Source organism: uncultured Sphingomonas sp. (assembly GCF_964237335.1).
Taxonomy (GTDB): domain Bacteria; phylum Pseudomonadota; class Alphaproteobacteria; order Sphingomonadales; family Sphingomonadaceae; genus Sphingomonas.
Window position 1 is genome coordinate 35,027 of the sequence record NZ_CAXSHM010000002.1, and the last position, 16,366, is coordinate 51,392.

The following is a 16,366-nucleotide window of genomic DNA, read 5'->3' on the forward strand; positions in this document are numbered from 1 at the left end:
CGTCACGACAGGAGCTTCTCCACGCAGAGCCGAAACGGAAAGGCGCGATACACTCGCGCACCGCTCACGCCGGCCGCGTCGAGGATCGGCGGCCACTCGGCCGGCCGATAGCTGCGCGCGATCGACAGCGTGCCATCGTGCCGCACCATCGGATGCCAGCGCGCGACTGTCGCCAGCAGCGGGAAGCCGACGTGCGCGAAGCGGTGGCGATGGAGGTCGTTGACCAGCCACCCGCGTGCCGCCTCGGCGTCCATGAAGCGCAGGAAGGCGATGAGCTGCGCGCGGCGCATGTGGTGCGCGACGAGGCTGGAGATCACCACATCCCAGCCACCGCCCGTCAGATCGGCATAGTCGCCGGTGATCCACTCGATTCCGCTGCCGGGCTGCGTGTGCGCCCGCGCCGCCGCCTCGCTGCGCGGGTTGAGGTCGACGCCGACCAGTTCCACCGCCAGCGTCCGCAGCGCCGCCCAGCGCGCGATCCGGCGCAGCATGTCGCCGTCGCCGAAGCCGACGTCGAGGATACGCAGCCTGCTCGCGCCTCGTGCCGCCCGCGCCAGGAACGCGAGCGTCGGCCGGGCGGCAAGCGTCAGCGTGTTGACGCGGGCGAGGTCGCCGACGACCGCGGCATAGGTGCCGGCGTCGAGGTCGGCCGCGTCCATCTGCTCCTCGGCCTCCGAGCGGACCATGAGGCTCATGTAAACCCCATCATGGCGCGCTGGAAAAGGCGAACCCCTCGGCGGCGAGGCCGGGTCCGAAGGCGAGCGCGACGCCTTGTTCCACATGGCCCTCCATCAGCCGGGAAAGCACGAACATCAGCGTGGCCGACGACATGTTGCCGTTCGCCGCCAGCACGCCACGCGACGCGTCGAGCGCTGTCGGCGCCAGGTGCAGCGCGCCCTCCACCGCGTCGAGGATCGACCGGCCGCCGGCATGCACCGCCCAGCCGTCTATCGCGTCCGGCGCGACGCCACCGGTTGCCGCCCGCGCGAAATCTGGATCGGCGAGGCCCGCGGCGATCCGTCCCGGCACCTCGCCCGACAGGTGCATCACGAAGCCCGAGTCGGAGATGTCCCACCGGATCAGGCCATGCGAATCGGGCAGCGTCGTCGCGAACGGCTGGCCGATGGCGAGCCCCACGGGCTCCGCCGCGACCAGCGCCGCGCCTGCGCCGTCGCCGAACTGGAGCTGGCCGAGCAGCGGCTCCAGCGTGTCGTTCGCCTGCATGTGCAGCGTCGGCAGCTCGACGCAGACCACCAGCACCCGCGCGACGGGCTCCGAGCGGACGATGTGGCGCGCGGCCCGCAGCGCGGCGACCGCGGCGTAACAGCCCATGAACCCGATCAGCAGCCGCTCGACGGACGGCGCGAGGCCCAGCCGGCGCGCGACGATCTGGTCGATGCCGGGAGCGACGAAGCCGGTGCAGCTCGCCACGACGAGGTGGGTAATCCCGTCGAGCGACAGTTGGGCAGCCAGCGCCGCGATCGCGTTCAGCGCCAGTTCGGGGGCTTCCGCGGCATAGATCGCCATCCGCGCGGCGGTGCCGGGCAGCAACGCGGCGTCGTAGAAGCCCCCCGGTCCGATCGGCGAACCGCCATCGTCGCTGGTGGGCAGCACCGTCCAGCGGTGGCCGATGCCCGACCGCGCCGCCATCCGGTCGAACACCTTGGCCTGCCGCTCGTCGGGCAACTGCCCTCGTGCCCAGCCGAGAAAGGCGGCGTGGACATCGTGGCTGGGCACGGCAGTGCCGATGGCATGGATATGGGCGATGGAGGTCAAGTTGGGTCAACGCATGGCAAGCCATTGATCTACCGACGGGAAAGTAATTCAAGTTGCCAGGCGCGCTCGCCCTGTCGCCTACTGGCCCCGGCCGCAGGCGATCGGGCCGACGGTGCCCGGTGCGATGATGCAGGTCGCGTCCCCCAACACGGTCACCCGGCCGACGCCCGTGTCCGTCACTCGCGCGGTATAGCGTGCCCGCGCTCGCGTCTCGCCGGTGCCGTCCAGCCGCACCGACAGGTCGCTCGCATCGAGGTCGCCCGCATCGATCGTGCCGGGCCCGTTGGTCATCAGTCGCGCCCGCAACGCCTTGCCGGCGACGGTGAGCGAGCCGGCACCGATGACGGTCGCCAGCAGGTCCTCCGTCTGGGCATCGGCGACCTCGACCTTGCCCGAGCCGTTGACGGCCAGGTTGACGCGGTCGCCCGTGACGCGTCCGGCGGCGACATGCGCGCCCGCGCTGACCGCGATCGATCGCAGGACCGGCGTCGATAGGGTCACGACCGGCACCTGGCCGGCGCGGACCGCCGGCGTCTCGCCCCAGCCCTCATGCCCCATGCGGACGACCAGCGTGTCGCCCTCCACGCTGACATCGATCCCGTCGATCATCGCGTCGTCCGCCTCGATCCGCGCGCTCGGGGCCCGGCCCGCCTCGATCCGCACCTCGAACGGCCCGGCGACCCGCAGCCGATCGAAGCTGCCGATCGATCGCTCCCGCGTCGCCGCTCCGGCCGTGGCGGAAAGCAGGAGCAGCGCGAGCGTTAGGAAGCGGAGGATCATGCGGCGGTGGTCGCACCCTTGCCGACCCGCGCGCAAGAGGCCGCGTCAGCCACCGCAGGTGACTGAGCCGGAGCCCATCTTGGTGACGGAACACCGCGCCTTGCCGCCGAGGTCGACGCTGCCCGACCCCATCATCGCGACGCTGGCGGCGCCTTCGACGCGTGCACGCACGCTCCCCGATCCCAGGACGTTGATGCTGGCCGTCCGCGCGGCCAGACCGGCGCCGTCGACGCCGCCCGATCCCGCGACCGACACGTCGAGGCTGCGGGCGTGACCGGTCATCGCCATGTCGCCCGATCCCGCGATCGAAAGCCCAAGCGAGTCGACCGCGAGCGCATGGACGGTCAGGTCGCCCGACCCGGCGCTGTTGCCTTTGAACCCGCCGCCCGTCACCTTGTCGATGACGATATTGCCCGATCCCGCGACGGCCGCGGCCGCGATGCGCGGCATCGTCACGAACACTGTCGCTGGCTTCACGTTGTGGACCCACCTGCTACCATCGTTGCCAATCCGCAGCGTGTTTCTCTCGCGCCAGATACGCAGGTGATCGAGCGCCACTGGATCGCCCTCCGCACGCACGGAAAAGCCGCCGCCGGTGCGAACGTCGACATCGTCAGACCCGGTCGCGGCGACGGCGGTGAAGTCGGCGACGGCAAACTGGCGCGCGGGACCGGACCCGGTTCCCGGCACACCTGCGCCTGCCTCACCGCAGGCGGCGAGCGGGAGCAGCAGGGCGGCGAACGCAGCAAGGCGCATGGCAGGTCTCCTATAGTGTGCCACCATGGTAACACACATGGATCTGCCGACAAACCCCAAACGAAAAGGGCGGTCCCTCGCGGAACCGCCCCTCCTTTTTGCAAGGAACCCGATCAGGCGGGCGTCTTGTCCTTGTTGTAGATCGCGGCGGACGCGCGAAGGATGTCGAGGATCTTCAACTGCGCGGCGGGCTCGTCCACCTGCTCCATCGCGGCGAGCTCGCGCGCGAGACGGCTGCACGCACCCTCGAAGATCTGGCGTTCGGAGTAGCTCTGCTCTGGCTGGTCCTCGGCGCGGAACAGGTCGCGGACCACCTCGGCGATCGAGACGAGGTCGCCCGAGTTGATCTTCGCCTCATATTCCTGCGCGCGCCTCGACCACATGGTGCGCTTGACCTTGGGCTTGCCCTTCAGCGTCTCCATCGCCTCGCGCATCGTCTTGTCGGACGACAGCTTGCGCATGCCGACGGACTCGGCCTTGTTGGTCGGCACGCGGAGAGTCATCTTCTCCTTCTCGAAGCGCAGCACGTAGAGTTCGAGGCTCATGCCCGCGATCTCCTGCTTCAACAGCTCGATCACCCGGCCGACGCCGTGCTTGGGATAGACGACGTAATCGCCAACGTCGAAGGACAACGCCTTGGCAGCCATGTCTTGCCTTTCACTGGGCCCGACCCGACCCCGACACGTCCACCCGGCGGAAAACCGGTGACATGGGGCGGTGTGAGCGAAGATGCACCAGCGGGGCGGCAGGACTGCCGCGCCCGTTCCTGCATCTTCTAACAGTTCCGCAACAAAATTACCAGTGTGATCACTCAGACGTGCTGCCTTGACCCATGCTAAAGCTCTGGCGAGGCATGAGGCCTATTTCGCGCGCCCGTTGTCCGAGCGGACAAGCGTGGCAGGGGGTCAGTCGCCGGCGCCCGCCTCCGGCGTGAAGTACTTGTCGTACTTGCCGTCCTCGCCCTTGTGCGCATCGGCGTCCGCCGGCGTCTGGTCTGCCTTGCGCGTGACGTTGGGCCATTGCGACGAGAAGGTGGTGTTGAGCTCCAGCCACTTCTCCAGCCCGTTCTCGGTATCGGGCAGGATCGCTTCCGCCGGGCATTCAGGCTCGCACACGCCGCAGTCGATGCACTCGGACGGGTTGATCACCAGCATCGTCTCGCCTTCGTAGAAACAGTCCACCGGGCATACCTCGACGCAGTCCATGTACTTGCAGCGGATGCAGGCGTCGGTGACGACGTAGGTCATGGTCGGGTCCTCGAGCGACGATGGCGGTAACGGGCCGAGCCTCTAGGCCGTGCCCGCGGCGGGGGTCAATCTTGCGGCGCTTGATGCGAGACGTTCGCACCCGGCGCGGATCGGGGCGGGCGCGGCTCGATCGCGATCGGCTCGCCGAGTTCGGCATAGCAGGCGCGCGCCTCGGTCGCCGGGCCGCGACGCGGCGGCAGCGCCTCGATCCGCACGACGCGGACGTGGCCAAAAGCGGCGAAGGTCAGCACGTTGCCGATCCGCACCGCGACATGCGCGCGTTCCACGGGACGGCCATCAATGCGAAGGCGGCCGTCGGCGACGATCCCCTGGGCGGCGGCGCGCGTCGGCGCGAGCCGGGCGAACCACAGGAACCGGTCGAGCCGCATGCCGCCCTCAGGCACGCGCAGACCCCAGACCGGCGAGCGCCGCGAACGCGCCGGTGGGAGCGACGGGCAGCTCGCGCGCCGGACGCCGGCCATGCCATACCCATCCTTCCGGCTTGGCAGGGCGGAAGCCGAGCTCGGCCATCAGCCGTTCCAGCGTCGCGGGCTGCAACCCCATCGAGGTCGCGAGGCCGGCGTCGGGCACGAACGGCCGCCGGCCGGTACGGGCCTCGTGCGCCGCCTTGGCGATCCGCTCGACCAGATCGACGCGGACGGCCTGCAGCGCGAGCGGGCGAAATCCGGTTGTCGCGCCCTCCTGCACGACGGACCCGCGTGGGAGGACGGTCGCGCTCTCGGGCGCGGCGGGCGCGACGGGCTCGCCATTGCGCGCGGCGAGGAGCGCGCGCCGCCATAGGCCGGGCGCGGGGCGCAGCAGCCGAGGGTCGAACAGGTCGAGCGCGCCGACGCTCACGCCCGCGGTCCGCAACCGCCGACGCTCGGCCCCGTCGAGCCGCGACACCGGCGCGGCGATGGTCGCGCGCGCGATCAGGCCGCCGCTCGCCTCGCACACCGCCGCCACCGCACGCAGCGCCGGGCTCGCGGCCGGGTCGCGCGCGAGGTCGGCGAGCCGGGCGAAGCCCGGGACATGACGCGCGGCCTGCGTCGCCAGCCATGCTTCCAGCCGGGCGCGCACCCGGTCGGCGAGCGGCTTGTCGAGGCAGTCGAGCGCGCGGTCGAGGACGATGCGCGGGGTCGCTAGCGCGCGCCCGGGCCCGAGGCTCGCCACTTCATGTCCGCGCCACACCAGCAATGGGGGCGCGCCGGGATCGGCGGCGAGCAGGATGTCGGCGTCGGGAGCCTCGGCTAGCGCGCGGCCGCGAGCGGCGCGCTCCGCGCCCAGCCGGCGCTCGGCGGCCGCGAGCAGCAGGCGCTTGTCGGCCGCGCGCGTCTCGGCATCGACCACGAAGCGGAAGCCTTCGAGCGTGCCGAGCCGATGCTCCTCGACCGTCACCTCGCCTTCGGGGCCGATGACCACGGGCAGCGCGCTCGCGTCCGCGCCGATCTGCCTCATCAGTACGCTGGTGCGCTTGTCGACGAACCGCTGCGTCAGGCTGGCGTGGAGCGCATCCGACAATCGGTCCTCCACCTCGCGCGTGCGGCCGGCCCAATGTTTGGGGTCGGCGAGCCAGTCGGGCCGCTGCGCGATATAGGCCCAGCTGCGCGCGGCGGCGATCCGGCCGGCGAGCGTGTCGACGTCGCCGTCCGCGCGGTCGAGCCGCGCGACCTCGTCCGCGAACCATTGGTGCGGCAGGTGGCCGTTGCCTTCGGACAGATAACCGAACAGCCGCGAGACGAACCGCTGGTGGTGGTCCGCGCCCAGCTTGCGAAAGTCCGGCACGCCGCATGCCGCCCACAGCCGCCGGACCATCGCGGGTGAGCGGACGCGCGCCCGAACCCAGTCCTCGCTCGCCAGCCGCTTGAGGACGCCGAGATCGATCGCCTCTGGCGCGGCGCGTAGCCGGTCGAGAGTTGGCCGCGCCTCCAGGCTGGCGATCAGCGCGGGCAGGCTCGACAGGTCCGGCTCTCCGTCGCGCCAATACAGGTAATCGAGCGCGGGGAAGCGGTGCTCCTCGATGGCCAACACCTCCTCCGGTCCGAACGCGCCGGGGCCCTCGTCGACCAGCCCGCCGAACGTCCCGTCGCGCTGATGCCGCCCGGCGCGGCCGGCGATCTGCGCCATCTCCGCGACGGTCAGCCGGCGCTGGCGATGGCCGTCGAACTTGTGGAGCGAGGCGAAGGCCACGTGCGCCACGTCCATGTTGAGGCCCATGCCGATCGCGTCGGTGGCGACGAGGTAATCGACCTCGCCTGCCTGGAACATCGCGACCTGCGCGTTGCGGGTGCGCGGGCTCAGCGCACCCATCACCACCGCCGCGCCGCCGCGCAGGCGCCGCAGCATCTCGGCGGTGGCATACACCTCCTCGGCACTGAACGCGACGATCGCGGAGCGCCGCGGGAGCCGGCTGATCTTCTTCGCGCCGGCATAGCTGAGCGTCGAGAAGCGCGGCCGCCCGACGATCTCCGCCTCGGGCACCAGCGCGCGCAGCACGGCGCGCAAGCTCTCCGACCCCAGGATCATCGTCTCCTCGCGGCCCCGCGCGCGCAGCAGCCGATCGGTGAAGACGTGCCCGCGCTCGGCATCCGCGCCTAATTGCGCCTCGTCCACCGCCAGGAACGCGAAGTCCCGATCCGTCGGCATCGATTCGGCGGTGCAGAGGAAATAGCGAGCGTCCGGCGGACGGATCTTCTCCTCGCCGGTGATGAGCGCGACCTGCGCCTCGCCCTTCAGCCGTACCACCCGGTCGTACACTTCGCGCGCCAGCAGCCGTAGCGGAAAGCCGATCGCGCCGGACGAGTGACCGCACATTCGCTCGACGGCCAGATGCGTCTTGCCGGTGTTGGTCGGCCCCAGCACCGCGGTTACGGTACGGCGGGCGGGTGCGTTCATATGACGGAACATCGGAGCTTGAAGCCGCGCGCGCAAGCGGTTCGACGCGCATGACGATCGTTCCGCCGGAGGTCCGTTTGACTTGCGCGCGCCCCGCCCGCACCGGCATGTCCGCGCCGATCGGGACGGCGGGGAGTGACGACCGACGATGTTCCTGCGCGAGCCACAAGGACTGGAACTGGCGGGCGGCGGCGCCGGCCGTGCGCTGGCGCCGCTTCGCACGTCGGCTGCGCGTGCGCCGGCCGCGCTCGATCGGCTGCGGCTGCTCGACTGGACGCCCGACCTCGGCGCCGCGATCGGCACGCGGGGCTGGTGGCACGGCGTGTTCTCCTGCGCCGGGTTGTGCGGCCTAGCTTGGCTGCTCGCGCCAGGGCTGCACGCGCTCGCCGGGCCGGTGACGGCGCCGCTGGCCGGGGAGTTGCTGGAGGACGCGCGCGCGCAAGCCGTGTCGCCGCTGGGGCTGGGTGCCGACACCGGCCGGCGGATGGCGGCGACCGATCTCGTGCGCCCGCTGTCGGAGGCACCAGAGCGGCCGCGCGTCGAACTCAGTGCCACCTTGGGTGAGGGAGACCGGCTCGCCGGCGTGCTGGCGCGCGCAGGCCTCGCCCGGCCGGACGTGGAAGCGGCGACACGGCTGGTGGCGCAGGCGGTGCCACTGGATCAGTTGCGCCCCGGCACGCACATCGCGCTGACGCTCGGGCGGCGGCCCAGCCGGCGCGTCGCTCGGCCGCTGGAGGCGCTGGCGATGCGCGCGCGGTTCGACCTCGACGTGACGGTCTCGCGTGTGGGGTCGCGCGCGCGCGCCGGTCTGGCGATGATCGAGCGGCCGATCGCGGTTGACCACAGGCCGCTGCGCCTCCAGGGCCTGGTCGGGTCGAGCCTCTACCGGTCGGTGCGCGCGGCGGGCGTGCCGGCGGACGCGGTAGCCGACTATATGAAGGCGGCCGCCGGCCGCCTGTCGATCGGCCGCGACATCGCCGCCGCCGATCGGTTCGACGTGGTGCTGGAACAGGATCGCGCCGCGACCGGCGAGGTGCGGATCGGCCGGCTGCTGCTCGCCGCCGTCGACCGCGAGGCGGGGCGAACGCAACTGGTGCGCTGGTCCGACGGCGGCCGGGAGGACTGGTTCGACCCGCAGGGGCAGGGCGCTCGCGCCGAGGGAATGGGAATGCCGGTGGAGGGCCACATCACCTCCGGCTTCGGCCCGCGCTTCCACCCGATCCTGGGCTTCACCCGCATGCACAAGGGGATCGACATCGGCGCCCCCATCGGCACGCCGGTGATGGCGGCGGCGGCGGGCATCGTGCGCTCGGCGGGGTGGAGCGGCGGCTATGGCCGGTTCATCCGCCTCGATCACGCGGGGACGCTTGCCACCGGCTATGGCCATCTCAGCCGGCTGGCGGTGCGCGCCGGACAGGCGGTGAGCGCGGGGCAGGTGATCGGCTATGTCGGATCAAGCGGGATGTCGACCGGGCCGCATCTCCATTGGGAGGTCTGGCGCGACGGCGTGGCGATCGATCCCAAGCGCGTGTCGTTCGCGCGCGTGGCGCGGCTGTCGGGCGATGCGCTGGCGCGGTTCCATGACACGGTCGCGGCGCTGGTGGCGGTGCGGCCGGGAAGTCGATGACTGGACGAGGCGTGGAGGGTGTCCTATTTAGGTAGGACACTCAGAAAGGCCTGATCGTGAGCAAGTCCACCAAGCTGCCCAAGCGCATCGCCGGCGTGAAGATTCCCAAGCCGCTGCGTCAGGCCGCCGCCGCAGTGCTGGAGCAGGCCGCAACGCCCGCCGGCCGCCAGCTGATCGCGGCCGCGCTGACCGCATCGGCGGCCGCCTTAACGCGTGGGATGCCCGCGGCGGCAGAAAGCGAGAAGGCGGAGGGCACGAAGCCCAAGCCGCCGATCGACATGGGCGCGCTGCTGGGCTTCGCCGCGACCAGCGTGATCGGCGGGCTGAAGGCGGCGGGGGAACGGCGGAACGAGGGTGCACCGGCCAAGCCGGGCGAGGCGTGAGGACGAAGAACGCCCAACAAAAACCGTTCATGCTGAGCTTGTCGAAGCACTGTCCTTCTCCTTCGAAGAAGAAGCAGCCCTTCGACAAGCTCAGGGTGGACGGAAGAGGATAGGAGGTTCACTCACTCACCCGCGCGCCAGCGTTGGCCTAGCGCCCTTGGGCCCGCCAGCGTTGGATCGTCCGGGTGATGATCTGGTCCTCGCCGCCGGTCTGCGTCCACAGTTGCGAGAACAGCGGGTCGCCCGAGGCGGGGCGCTTGGACTCCTCCAACGGATCGAACGCGACCCGGATCGGGATGCCGACGCCCTCGCCGCAGATGATACACTCGCGGTTGCGCAACGCTGGGATCGCGTCGAGGAACCCGCGCGCGCCCTCGGGCATCGCCGCGCGGACATAGGCCTGGTCGCGCTCGTTGTTGAGCCGCATCGCGATGATCGTGCCGCATTGCGACAGCACGCCCTCAGCCAGATCCGACGGACGCTGCGTGATGAGGCCGAGCGACACGCCGTATTTGCGCCCCTCCTTCGCGATCCGGCCCAGGATGCGGCCGACCGACGATCCGTCGGCGTTGCGGTCCGACGGGATGTACCGATGCGCCTCCTCGCAGACGAGCAGGATCGGCCGCTGCGGCTCGTTGCGTGACCAGATCGCATAGTCGAACACCATCCGCGACAGCATCGCCACCACCACCGAGGTGATCTCGCTGGGAACGCCCGACACGTCGATGATCGAGATAGGACGCCCGTCGCCCGGCAGGCGGAAGATGCGGGCGATGAAGCCCGCCATCGTGTCCGCGACCAGCATGCCTGAGAACATGAAGCCGTAGCGCGGATCGGCCTTCACCTCCTCGATCTTGGTCTTGAGGCGCAGATAGGGCGCGGTGTCGCCCGCCCGGTCCATCTTACCCATTTCGAGCTGGATCAGGTTGGTCAGGTCGGACAGCAGATAGGGCACCGGCGCGTCGACGGTCAGCTTGGGGATCTCGGCGCCGATCCGGTTCTTGGCGCGCGCGGCGAGCAGGCATTTGGCGAGGATGTCGGCGTCGATCTGCCGCTCGGAACCCGAGGTCGAGACGAAGACCTCGCAATGTTCCTCGAAGTTCATCAGCCAATACGGCATCTGGAGGTTGGACACGTCGAAGATCGCGCCGTTGCCCTTGAACGCCTGCGCATATTCGCCGTGCGGATCGACCATCACGATGTGCCCCTGCGGCGCGAGCTCGCAGATGCGATGGAGGATCAGCGCCGCGCTGGTCGACTTGCCGGTGCCGGTGCTGCCGAGCAGCGCGAAATGCTTGCCCAGCATCGCATCGACGTACAGCGCGCCGCGGATCTCGCGCGTGGGATAGACGGTGCCGATCTCGATATGCGCTCGGTCGTCGGCGGCGTAGATCTGTTTGAGGTCCTTGGTCGAGATCGGATGCACCTCGCACCCCGGCGTCGGATAGCGGGTGACGCCGCGGCGGAAGTTGTAGAGCTTGCCGGTCAGCCGCTCCTCGTCGCCCTCGCCCAGAAAATCGACCTGCGCGATCGCCTGGCCAGGCTGGCCGGGGGCGATGCGCAGCGATCGGATGTTGGCGACGAGCCAGGCGGCGCCAAGCCGCATCTTCACCTGGCTGCCGACTTGGCCGGCCTGCGCGATCACCGGATCGGCGTCCTCGGCCAGCGCCGCCAGGACGGCGAGGTCGACCAGTATCTCGCTGCCCGCGCCGCCGATCGCCAGCACGATCCCGATGCCGACCGTTTCCGCCGTGGGTGTCGCGATGGCAAAGGCTTCACGGCCGGTTAGATCGGACATGCGGACGCTCACTCCTGTTCCCGCCGGCTATGAACGGGAAAGAGTGAAGAATGCGTTTACCTTGTGATGGGTCGGACGCCGCCGGCACCGCATCCGCGCAAGCGGATCAAATCAACGCCGTCCCGCCACCCAGCCCGCGAACCAGCCCAGGAAAACCGACAGCGCGACCGCGGTCAGGCCATAGGCGATCGACGAGCGCGCGGCGGCGCGGGCGACCAGCCGCTCGGCGGTGGACTTGCGCACGTCGATGTCGCGCACCGCCGCCGCCAGCACATGGCCATCGCGGATCAGGAACGTCTCGGCGGTGAAGCGCCCTACCGGCACGCGGGCCGGGATGCGCAAGCGTGCGCGATAGAGGACGCCGGCGGTGATCTCGACCGCACGCGGCGCCTCGTAATAGAGGCCGGCGCGCGCGTCGAGCGCGACCAGCCCGCGCTGGAAGCGGTCCTGCACGTCCGCCGGCGCGTTGGAGGCGGGCGATAGTTGCAGACTGTCGACGCCCAATTCGTAGATCGCGCGGGTCCGCGCGTCGAGCAGTCGCTCGATCGGACGCGACGAGGCGATGGCATAGAAGGACGGCGCCGAGCGGAAGCGCAGCCGGGCGGCGTTGATCCAGATGCCGGCCACCTTCTTCTTCTCGCGCACCAATATCGACTGCGACGGGCCCTTCACCACCACCGCCACGTCGGGCGCGTCGTGTGCACCCGGAACATGGCCGCCGGGGTACAGGATCGCGCCGAACAGCAGCAGGTCCGCGCCCGTGAAGCTGTACGCGATCTCGATGTCGCGTTGCGACACGTCGGGTACCAGCACGGGTTTCGGCACGGGTCTGGTCGCGGCGCGACCGACGGCCGGAGTGGGAGGCGAGCCTTGCGCGAGCAGCAGCGGTGCGGTGGCCGCTACCAGCCAGGCTCGCGTCAAGACAGTTCGACCGAATAGAGGTCGTCGGGTCGCGCGCCCAACCCGATGGCGATCCGCACCGCCACCAGCAGCACGATGATGGCGAGCGCGAGGCGCAGATATTCTGGTCGCGCCCGCGTCGCGAACCGCGCGCCGATCTGCGCGCCCGTCACCGATCCGACCAGCAACAGCGCGGCCAGCACGATGTCCACCGCCTTTGTGGTGGTCGCGTGAACCATGGTGGCGGCCGCGGTGACGAACAGCGTCTGGAACAGGCTGGTGCCCACCACCACCTGCGCGCCCATGCCGAAGACGTACAGCATCACCGGCACCAGCACGAACCCGCCGCCCACCCCGAGCAGGATCGTCAGGATGCCGACGAAGAAGCCCAGCAGCAGCGGCGCGAGCGGCGAGATGTACAGGCCCGAGCGGCGGAAGCGCGTGCGCCACGGCAGTGCGGCGACGAGCGGGTGGTGGCGGTGCTTGGGCCGGCGGCGCGCGCGGTGGCCGCGGGCCACGCCGATCGCGCCGACCGACTCGCGCAGCATCGTCACGCCGATCGTGCCGAGCAGCACGACATAGACGATCGCGATGACGGTATCGATCTGGCCGGTGCCCTGCAGCAGCCGGAACAGCCAGCCGCCCGCCAGCGACCCGATCGCGCCGCCCGCCACCAGCACGCCGCCCATCTTCACGTCGACGCCGCCGCGCCGGAAATGCGCGAACACGCCAGAGACGCTGGCGCCCGTCACCTGGCTGGCCGACGAGGCGGCGGCGACGGTGGGCGGGATGCCATAGACGATCAGCATCGGCGTCGTCAGGAACCCGCCGCCGATCCCGAACATGCCCGACAGCAGTCCGACGACCAGCCCCAGCGCGACGATCACCAGCGCGTTGACCGACAGGTCGGCGATCGGGAGGTAAACGTCCATCGGTGCCGCAGGGTTACCGCGATCGCGCGCGCGGCGGAACCCCGCCGTGCCCGGCGTCGCGCGCTCTGGTCAGAAATCCGTCCCCAGCGATAGCGCCGGCCCCGACCCGGGCGCCGCGTCGCCCGCGATTCGCTCGCGCCAGTCGACGGTCAGCCGCAGCGCATGGCGCGCCACGGGAAGCGCTACGCCGATGGTCGGCCCGACGTCCAGCCGCGCCGCGCCGCGTTGCGCGCCGCCCCAGGTTCCGGCGCCCACGTCGAGATGGATCGGTCCCAGCGTCACCGGCCGCGTCAGCCGCGCCGCGCCGTCGCCGAACCCCTCTACAGAGTTACCGGCGCCGGACCGCGCGATCGCACCCGCCTGGCCATAAGCCTCCAGTCGGAAGCCGGCGGCGATCGGCGTCGGCGGCAGGCCGGCGATGACGCCGATCGTCGGCCCACCATGCCCGCCGCGCTCGAACACGAACCGCTGCTCCGCCACCACCGTTACCGGCAGGCGGGTGGGCCGCCACGCGAGGCCGATCGCGCCTTCGCGATCCGACAGGGCGCCGCTGCTTGCCGATCCGCCGATCGCGGTGGACAGCCGGCCGGCGATCGCGAGGCGCCGCGCATGGTCCAGGGCGTAGGCGAGCCGTATGCCTGCCTGCGAACCCGCCGAGCTGCGCGCCGGCAAGCCCGCCCGCCAGCGCCGGCCCGCCTCGCGCCAGCAGCCAGGCACTGCCCGACAGGCGCGACGGCATCCGGGTTCGGGTCGGATCGCGCGCCGCGGGCAGCGCCGCCGGCACCGGATCGCCGAAGCGCAGCTGCGATGCCTCGGCGAGGGCGACGATGCCGGTACCTAGCGGTGGTGACCCGACCTTCGCCCCTGCCGCTTCGGGCGACCGAGCCGTTGGTCGGGATGGTGGCGACATCGCCTGCGCCCGGATCGGAGCGATGACGCCGGTCGTCGGGCGCGGCTCGGGGCGCATCGGGCGCAGGCCGGCGAACCGGTCGAGCGGCACTACCGTGCGGATCAGCGCCGGCAGGGTCGGCAGGGCGGGCCAGCAGCACCACAGCCGTGCGCCCGTCCACCCGCCGATCACCAGCAGCAGGAACCGCAGCGGCCGGCCCGCGCCGGTCACGCAGCGTCCACCGCCACCGGGCCCGCACCACCGAACTCGGCCGGGAATGCGTGGACCGTCTTGTCCCAGCACGTCTTTCCGCCGGCCAGCAGCAACAGGTAGCACCAGAAGGCGCGCCGGGCGGCCAGGAGCGCGATCAGGTTGCCGACCAGCAGTCGCGGGATCGATCGCCAGGCCTCGCGCCGGCCATAGGCGCGGCCGGTGAACAACGCGCGCATCGCCATGCGCCAGCAGAGCAGCATCGCGTTGACCCGCACCAGCAGCACCGTCCAGCCCGGCAGCGCCGCCACCGAGGTGCCCATGATCCGGTGCAGCCCCGCGCTCGCGCCCCAGGCCAGCAGCGCGAGGTAGCAGGCGCACAGCACCAGCATCGCCAGCGGCGCGCGCCGATCCCGGGCGCGCATCCAGTGGTCGCCGATCGCCAGTGGCCCGGCCCAGCCGGTGCGGTCCCAACCTGCCAGCGCGATGCCTGTCATCCACCGCGCCTTCTGGCGGACGGCGGCGGGCAGGGTGGCGGGAAAATATTCCCGGATCGCCACCGCCGGTCCGCCTGGGAACTCCGCCACCCGAGCGAAACAGGCGGACCCGCCGTGCGCGGTCGCACGCAGGCCGATCTCGTAATCCTCGCACAGGCTGTCCGCGTCGAACGGCATGCCGTCCGGCCCGGCGAGCGCGTGCAGCAGCGGCGTCGCGATCGCGCAGCCGACGCCGGCCAGCGGCAATCCGGCGCCGACCAGCTCGCGCACCACCATGATCTTGGCATGGCTCTCGGCGAACTCGTCGGCGACGACGCCCGATACCAGCGGCCGCTCGGGATCGATCAGCGGCAGCACGGGTAGTTGCACGATGTCGTTCCGACCGATCAACGCGTCGAAGATCGCGAGCTCGCCCGCGTGCACCACATCCTCCGCATCGTGGAGGATCACCGCGCGCGTCTCGCCGCCAGGATCGGCGTTCAGCAGCGCGCGCCACAGCGTGTTGAGGCAATCGGCCTTGGTGGTGGGCCCGTCCCGCTCGCCGACGACCGGGCGGACGCGCGGATCGTCGCGGGCGACCGTCGTCACCGCGTCGATCGTCGCACGGTCGTTGGGGTAGCAGCCGACGAAGAAGGTGCAGCCCGGATGGTCGAGCCGCGCGATCGCCAGCCGCAGCATCGGCGCGATCACCCCCGCCTCGTCCCAGGCGGGGACGAACACAGCGAACCGGCTGTCGGCGGCGGCCGGGTGGAAGTCCGCGAGCAGCGGCGTCGCCGGGCCTTGGCGCCGCAGCCACCGCCAGCCGACCCGGCCCCAGTAGATCGCGTCCACCGCCAGATCGTCGATCCCGCCCAGCAGAACGCCGGCCGCCGCGAACAGCAGCAGCTCGCGGAAACCCGCGTCGACGATCCCCAGCAATCCGGTCATGCCCCCCAGCATTCCCCCCCGATTCGGGTGCATCTTGTCGCAACGCAGCACGCCGTTCGCAAGGGGGTCGTCCGATGGCGCCGTTGCTACCCTCCGGCCGGGGGGAGCAGCGTTACGGCCGGGTGCGACCGCCGCCGGTGTTGCTGGTGTCGGGATTGCTGCCGACGCCCGCGGCGCCGACCGTGCCGATGTTGCCGAACAGGTCCTGGAAGAAGCTGCGCGTGCGGCCGAGCGTCGGCGTCGTCTTGCCATACGGGCCGATCGCGGCGATCTGCTCGGCGCCCGAGCGGCGGATCGCCGACACGGTGCCGGCGCGATCGAAGCTGATCTCCAGCGTCAGCTGGTTGGTCGGATGCGGTTGGGTGAAGGCGTAATTGCGCGAGTCACGCGACAGATAATACCAGTTCTGCTCGCCGAACTGGCTCTTGAAGCTCGGCTGGCCCAGCACCTTGGCGACCGAGTCGCGGTTATCGACGCCCGGCTGCACCGAGTTCACCAGATCGGCATCGACGATATAGCCCTGGTGAGAGCGCAGGCGGGTACAGCCGCCGGCGAGCGTCGTAGCCGCCGCGAGCGCGAGGACGAGGGGGAAACGGACGCGCATGCTACTCTCCGGGCCAAAGGCGTGCCAAGGACATGGGGCGCAGCGCGATTGCATCGCCCGTGCCGTGCCTCGATATGCAGGCCCTCACTATGCGGGGACGCGGGGCGCAGCAAGCCGCCTGCGCGGAACCGATCGATCGGAAGGA

The 16,366-nt window shown here is 71.1% G+C and carries 16 protein-coding genes; 2 read left to right on the forward strand and 14 right to left on the reverse strand.

Features of this window, described 5'->3' with window-relative positions; all coding sequences use genetic code 11:
- Window positions 1-2: 2 nt before the first annotated feature.
- The 8 genes from ACFE65_RS01600 to ACFE65_RS01635 all read right to left on the reverse strand — a co-directional run bounded on the left by ACFE65_RS01600 (window position 3) and on the right by ACFE65_RS01635 (window position 7,454).
- Window positions 3-695, reverse strand: coding sequence for a methyltransferase domain-containing protein (locus ACFE65_RS01600; RefSeq protein ID WP_375380581.1), 693 nt, complete (start codon window positions 693-695; stop codon window positions 3-5).
- A gap of 10 nt (window positions 696-705) precedes the next feature.
- Window positions 706-1,776, reverse strand: coding sequence for a type III polyketide synthase (locus ACFE65_RS01605; protein ID WP_375380582.1), 1,071 nt, complete (start codon window positions 1,774-1,776; stop codon window positions 706-708).
- A gap of 78 nt (window positions 1,777-1,854) precedes the next feature.
- On the reverse strand, window positions 1,855-2,556 hold the full coding sequence (locus tag ACFE65_RS01610) for a head GIN domain-containing protein (RefSeq protein WP_375380583.1): 702 nt from the start codon (window positions 2,554-2,556) through the stop codon (window positions 1,855-1,857).
- Between the two features lie 45 nt (window positions 2,557-2,601).
- A complete protein-coding gene (locus ACFE65_RS01615; RefSeq protein ID WP_375380584.1) occupies window positions 2,602-3,312 on the reverse strand; it encodes a head GIN domain-containing protein in 711 nt (236 codons plus the stop codon).
- Window positions 3,313-3,425: 113 nt separating this feature from the next.
- Window positions 3,426-3,959 (reverse strand): CarD family transcriptional regulator, encoded by a 534-nt coding sequence (locus ACFE65_RS01620; protein WP_375380585.1) that lies wholly within the window; start codon window positions 3,957-3,959, stop codon window positions 3,426-3,428.
- Between the two features lie 258 nt (window positions 3,960-4,217).
- Complete coding sequence (gene fdxA / locus ACFE65_RS01625) at window positions 4,218-4,559, reverse strand: ferredoxin FdxA (protein ID WP_375380586.1); 342 nt, start codon at window positions 4,557-4,559, stop codon at window positions 4,218-4,220.
- Window positions 4,560-4,624: 65 nt separating this feature from the next.
- Complete coding sequence (locus tag ACFE65_RS01630) at window positions 4,625-4,948, reverse strand: RNA-binding S4 domain-containing protein (RefSeq protein ID WP_375380587.1); 324 nt, start codon at window positions 4,946-4,948, stop codon at window positions 4,625-4,627.
- Window positions 4,949-4,955: 7 nt separating this feature from the next.
- Window positions 4,956-7,454 (reverse strand): helicase-related protein, encoded by a 2,499-nt coding sequence (locus tag ACFE65_RS01635; protein WP_375380588.1) that lies wholly within the window; start codon window positions 7,452-7,454, stop codon window positions 4,956-4,958.
- Between the two features lie 148 nt (window positions 7,455-7,602).
- Here ACFE65_RS01635 and ACFE65_RS01640 point away from each other — a divergent pair, with 148 nt between their 5' ends.
- Window positions 7,603-9,081, forward strand: a complete 1,479-nt coding sequence (locus ACFE65_RS01640) for a M23 family metallopeptidase (RefSeq protein ID WP_375380589.1) — start codon at window positions 7,603-7,605, stop codon at window positions 9,079-9,081.
- Window positions 9,082-9,137: 56 nt separating this feature from the next.
- The gene (locus ACFE65_RS01645; RefSeq protein WP_375380590.1) at window positions 9,138-9,464 is read left to right on the forward strand and encodes a hypothetical protein; all 327 of its coding nucleotides are present in this window, start codon (window positions 9,138-9,140) and stop codon (window positions 9,462-9,464) included.
- 148 nt (window positions 9,465-9,612) lie between these two features.
- Here the strand turns inward: ACFE65_RS01645 and ACFE65_RS01650 are convergent, their stop codons facing one another.
- The 6 genes from ACFE65_RS01650 to ACFE65_RS01675 all read right to left on the reverse strand — a co-directional run bounded on the left by ACFE65_RS01650 (window position 9,613) and on the right by ACFE65_RS01675 (window position 16,221).
- Window positions 9,613-11,262 (reverse strand): ATP-binding protein, encoded by a 1,650-nt coding sequence (locus tag ACFE65_RS01650; protein ID WP_375380591.1) that lies wholly within the window; start codon window positions 11,260-11,262, stop codon window positions 9,613-9,615.
- Between the two features lie 111 nt (window positions 11,263-11,373).
- The gene (locus tag ACFE65_RS01655; protein ID WP_375380592.1) at window positions 11,374-12,183 is read right to left on the reverse strand and encodes a TIGR02186 family protein; all 810 of its coding nucleotides are present in this window, start codon (window positions 12,181-12,183) and stop codon (window positions 11,374-11,376) included.
- Window positions 12,180-13,094, reverse strand: coding sequence for a sulfite exporter TauE/SafE family protein (locus ACFE65_RS01660; protein ID WP_375380593.1), 915 nt, complete (start codon window positions 13,092-13,094; stop codon window positions 12,180-12,182). Before ACFE65_RS01660 ends, ACFE65_RS01655 begins: the two co-directional genes overlap by 4 nt.
- A gap of 69 nt (window positions 13,095-13,163) precedes the next feature.
- The gene (locus tag ACFE65_RS01665; protein WP_375380594.1) at window positions 13,164-13,811 is read right to left on the reverse strand and encodes a hypothetical protein; all 648 of its coding nucleotides are present in this window, start codon (window positions 13,809-13,811) and stop codon (window positions 13,164-13,166) included.
- A gap of 399 nt (window positions 13,812-14,210) precedes the next feature.
- Entirely contained in the window at window positions 14,211-15,617 is a 1,407-nt protein-coding gene (locus ACFE65_RS01670) for a glycosyl transferase family protein (protein ID WP_375380595.1), read from the reverse strand.
- Between the two features lie 112 nt (window positions 15,618-15,729).
- A complete protein-coding gene (locus ACFE65_RS01675; RefSeq protein ID WP_375380596.1) occupies window positions 15,730-16,221 on the reverse strand; it encodes an outer membrane protein assembly factor BamE in 492 nt (163 codons plus the stop codon).
- Between the last annotated feature and the right edge of the window lie 145 nt (window positions 16,222-16,366).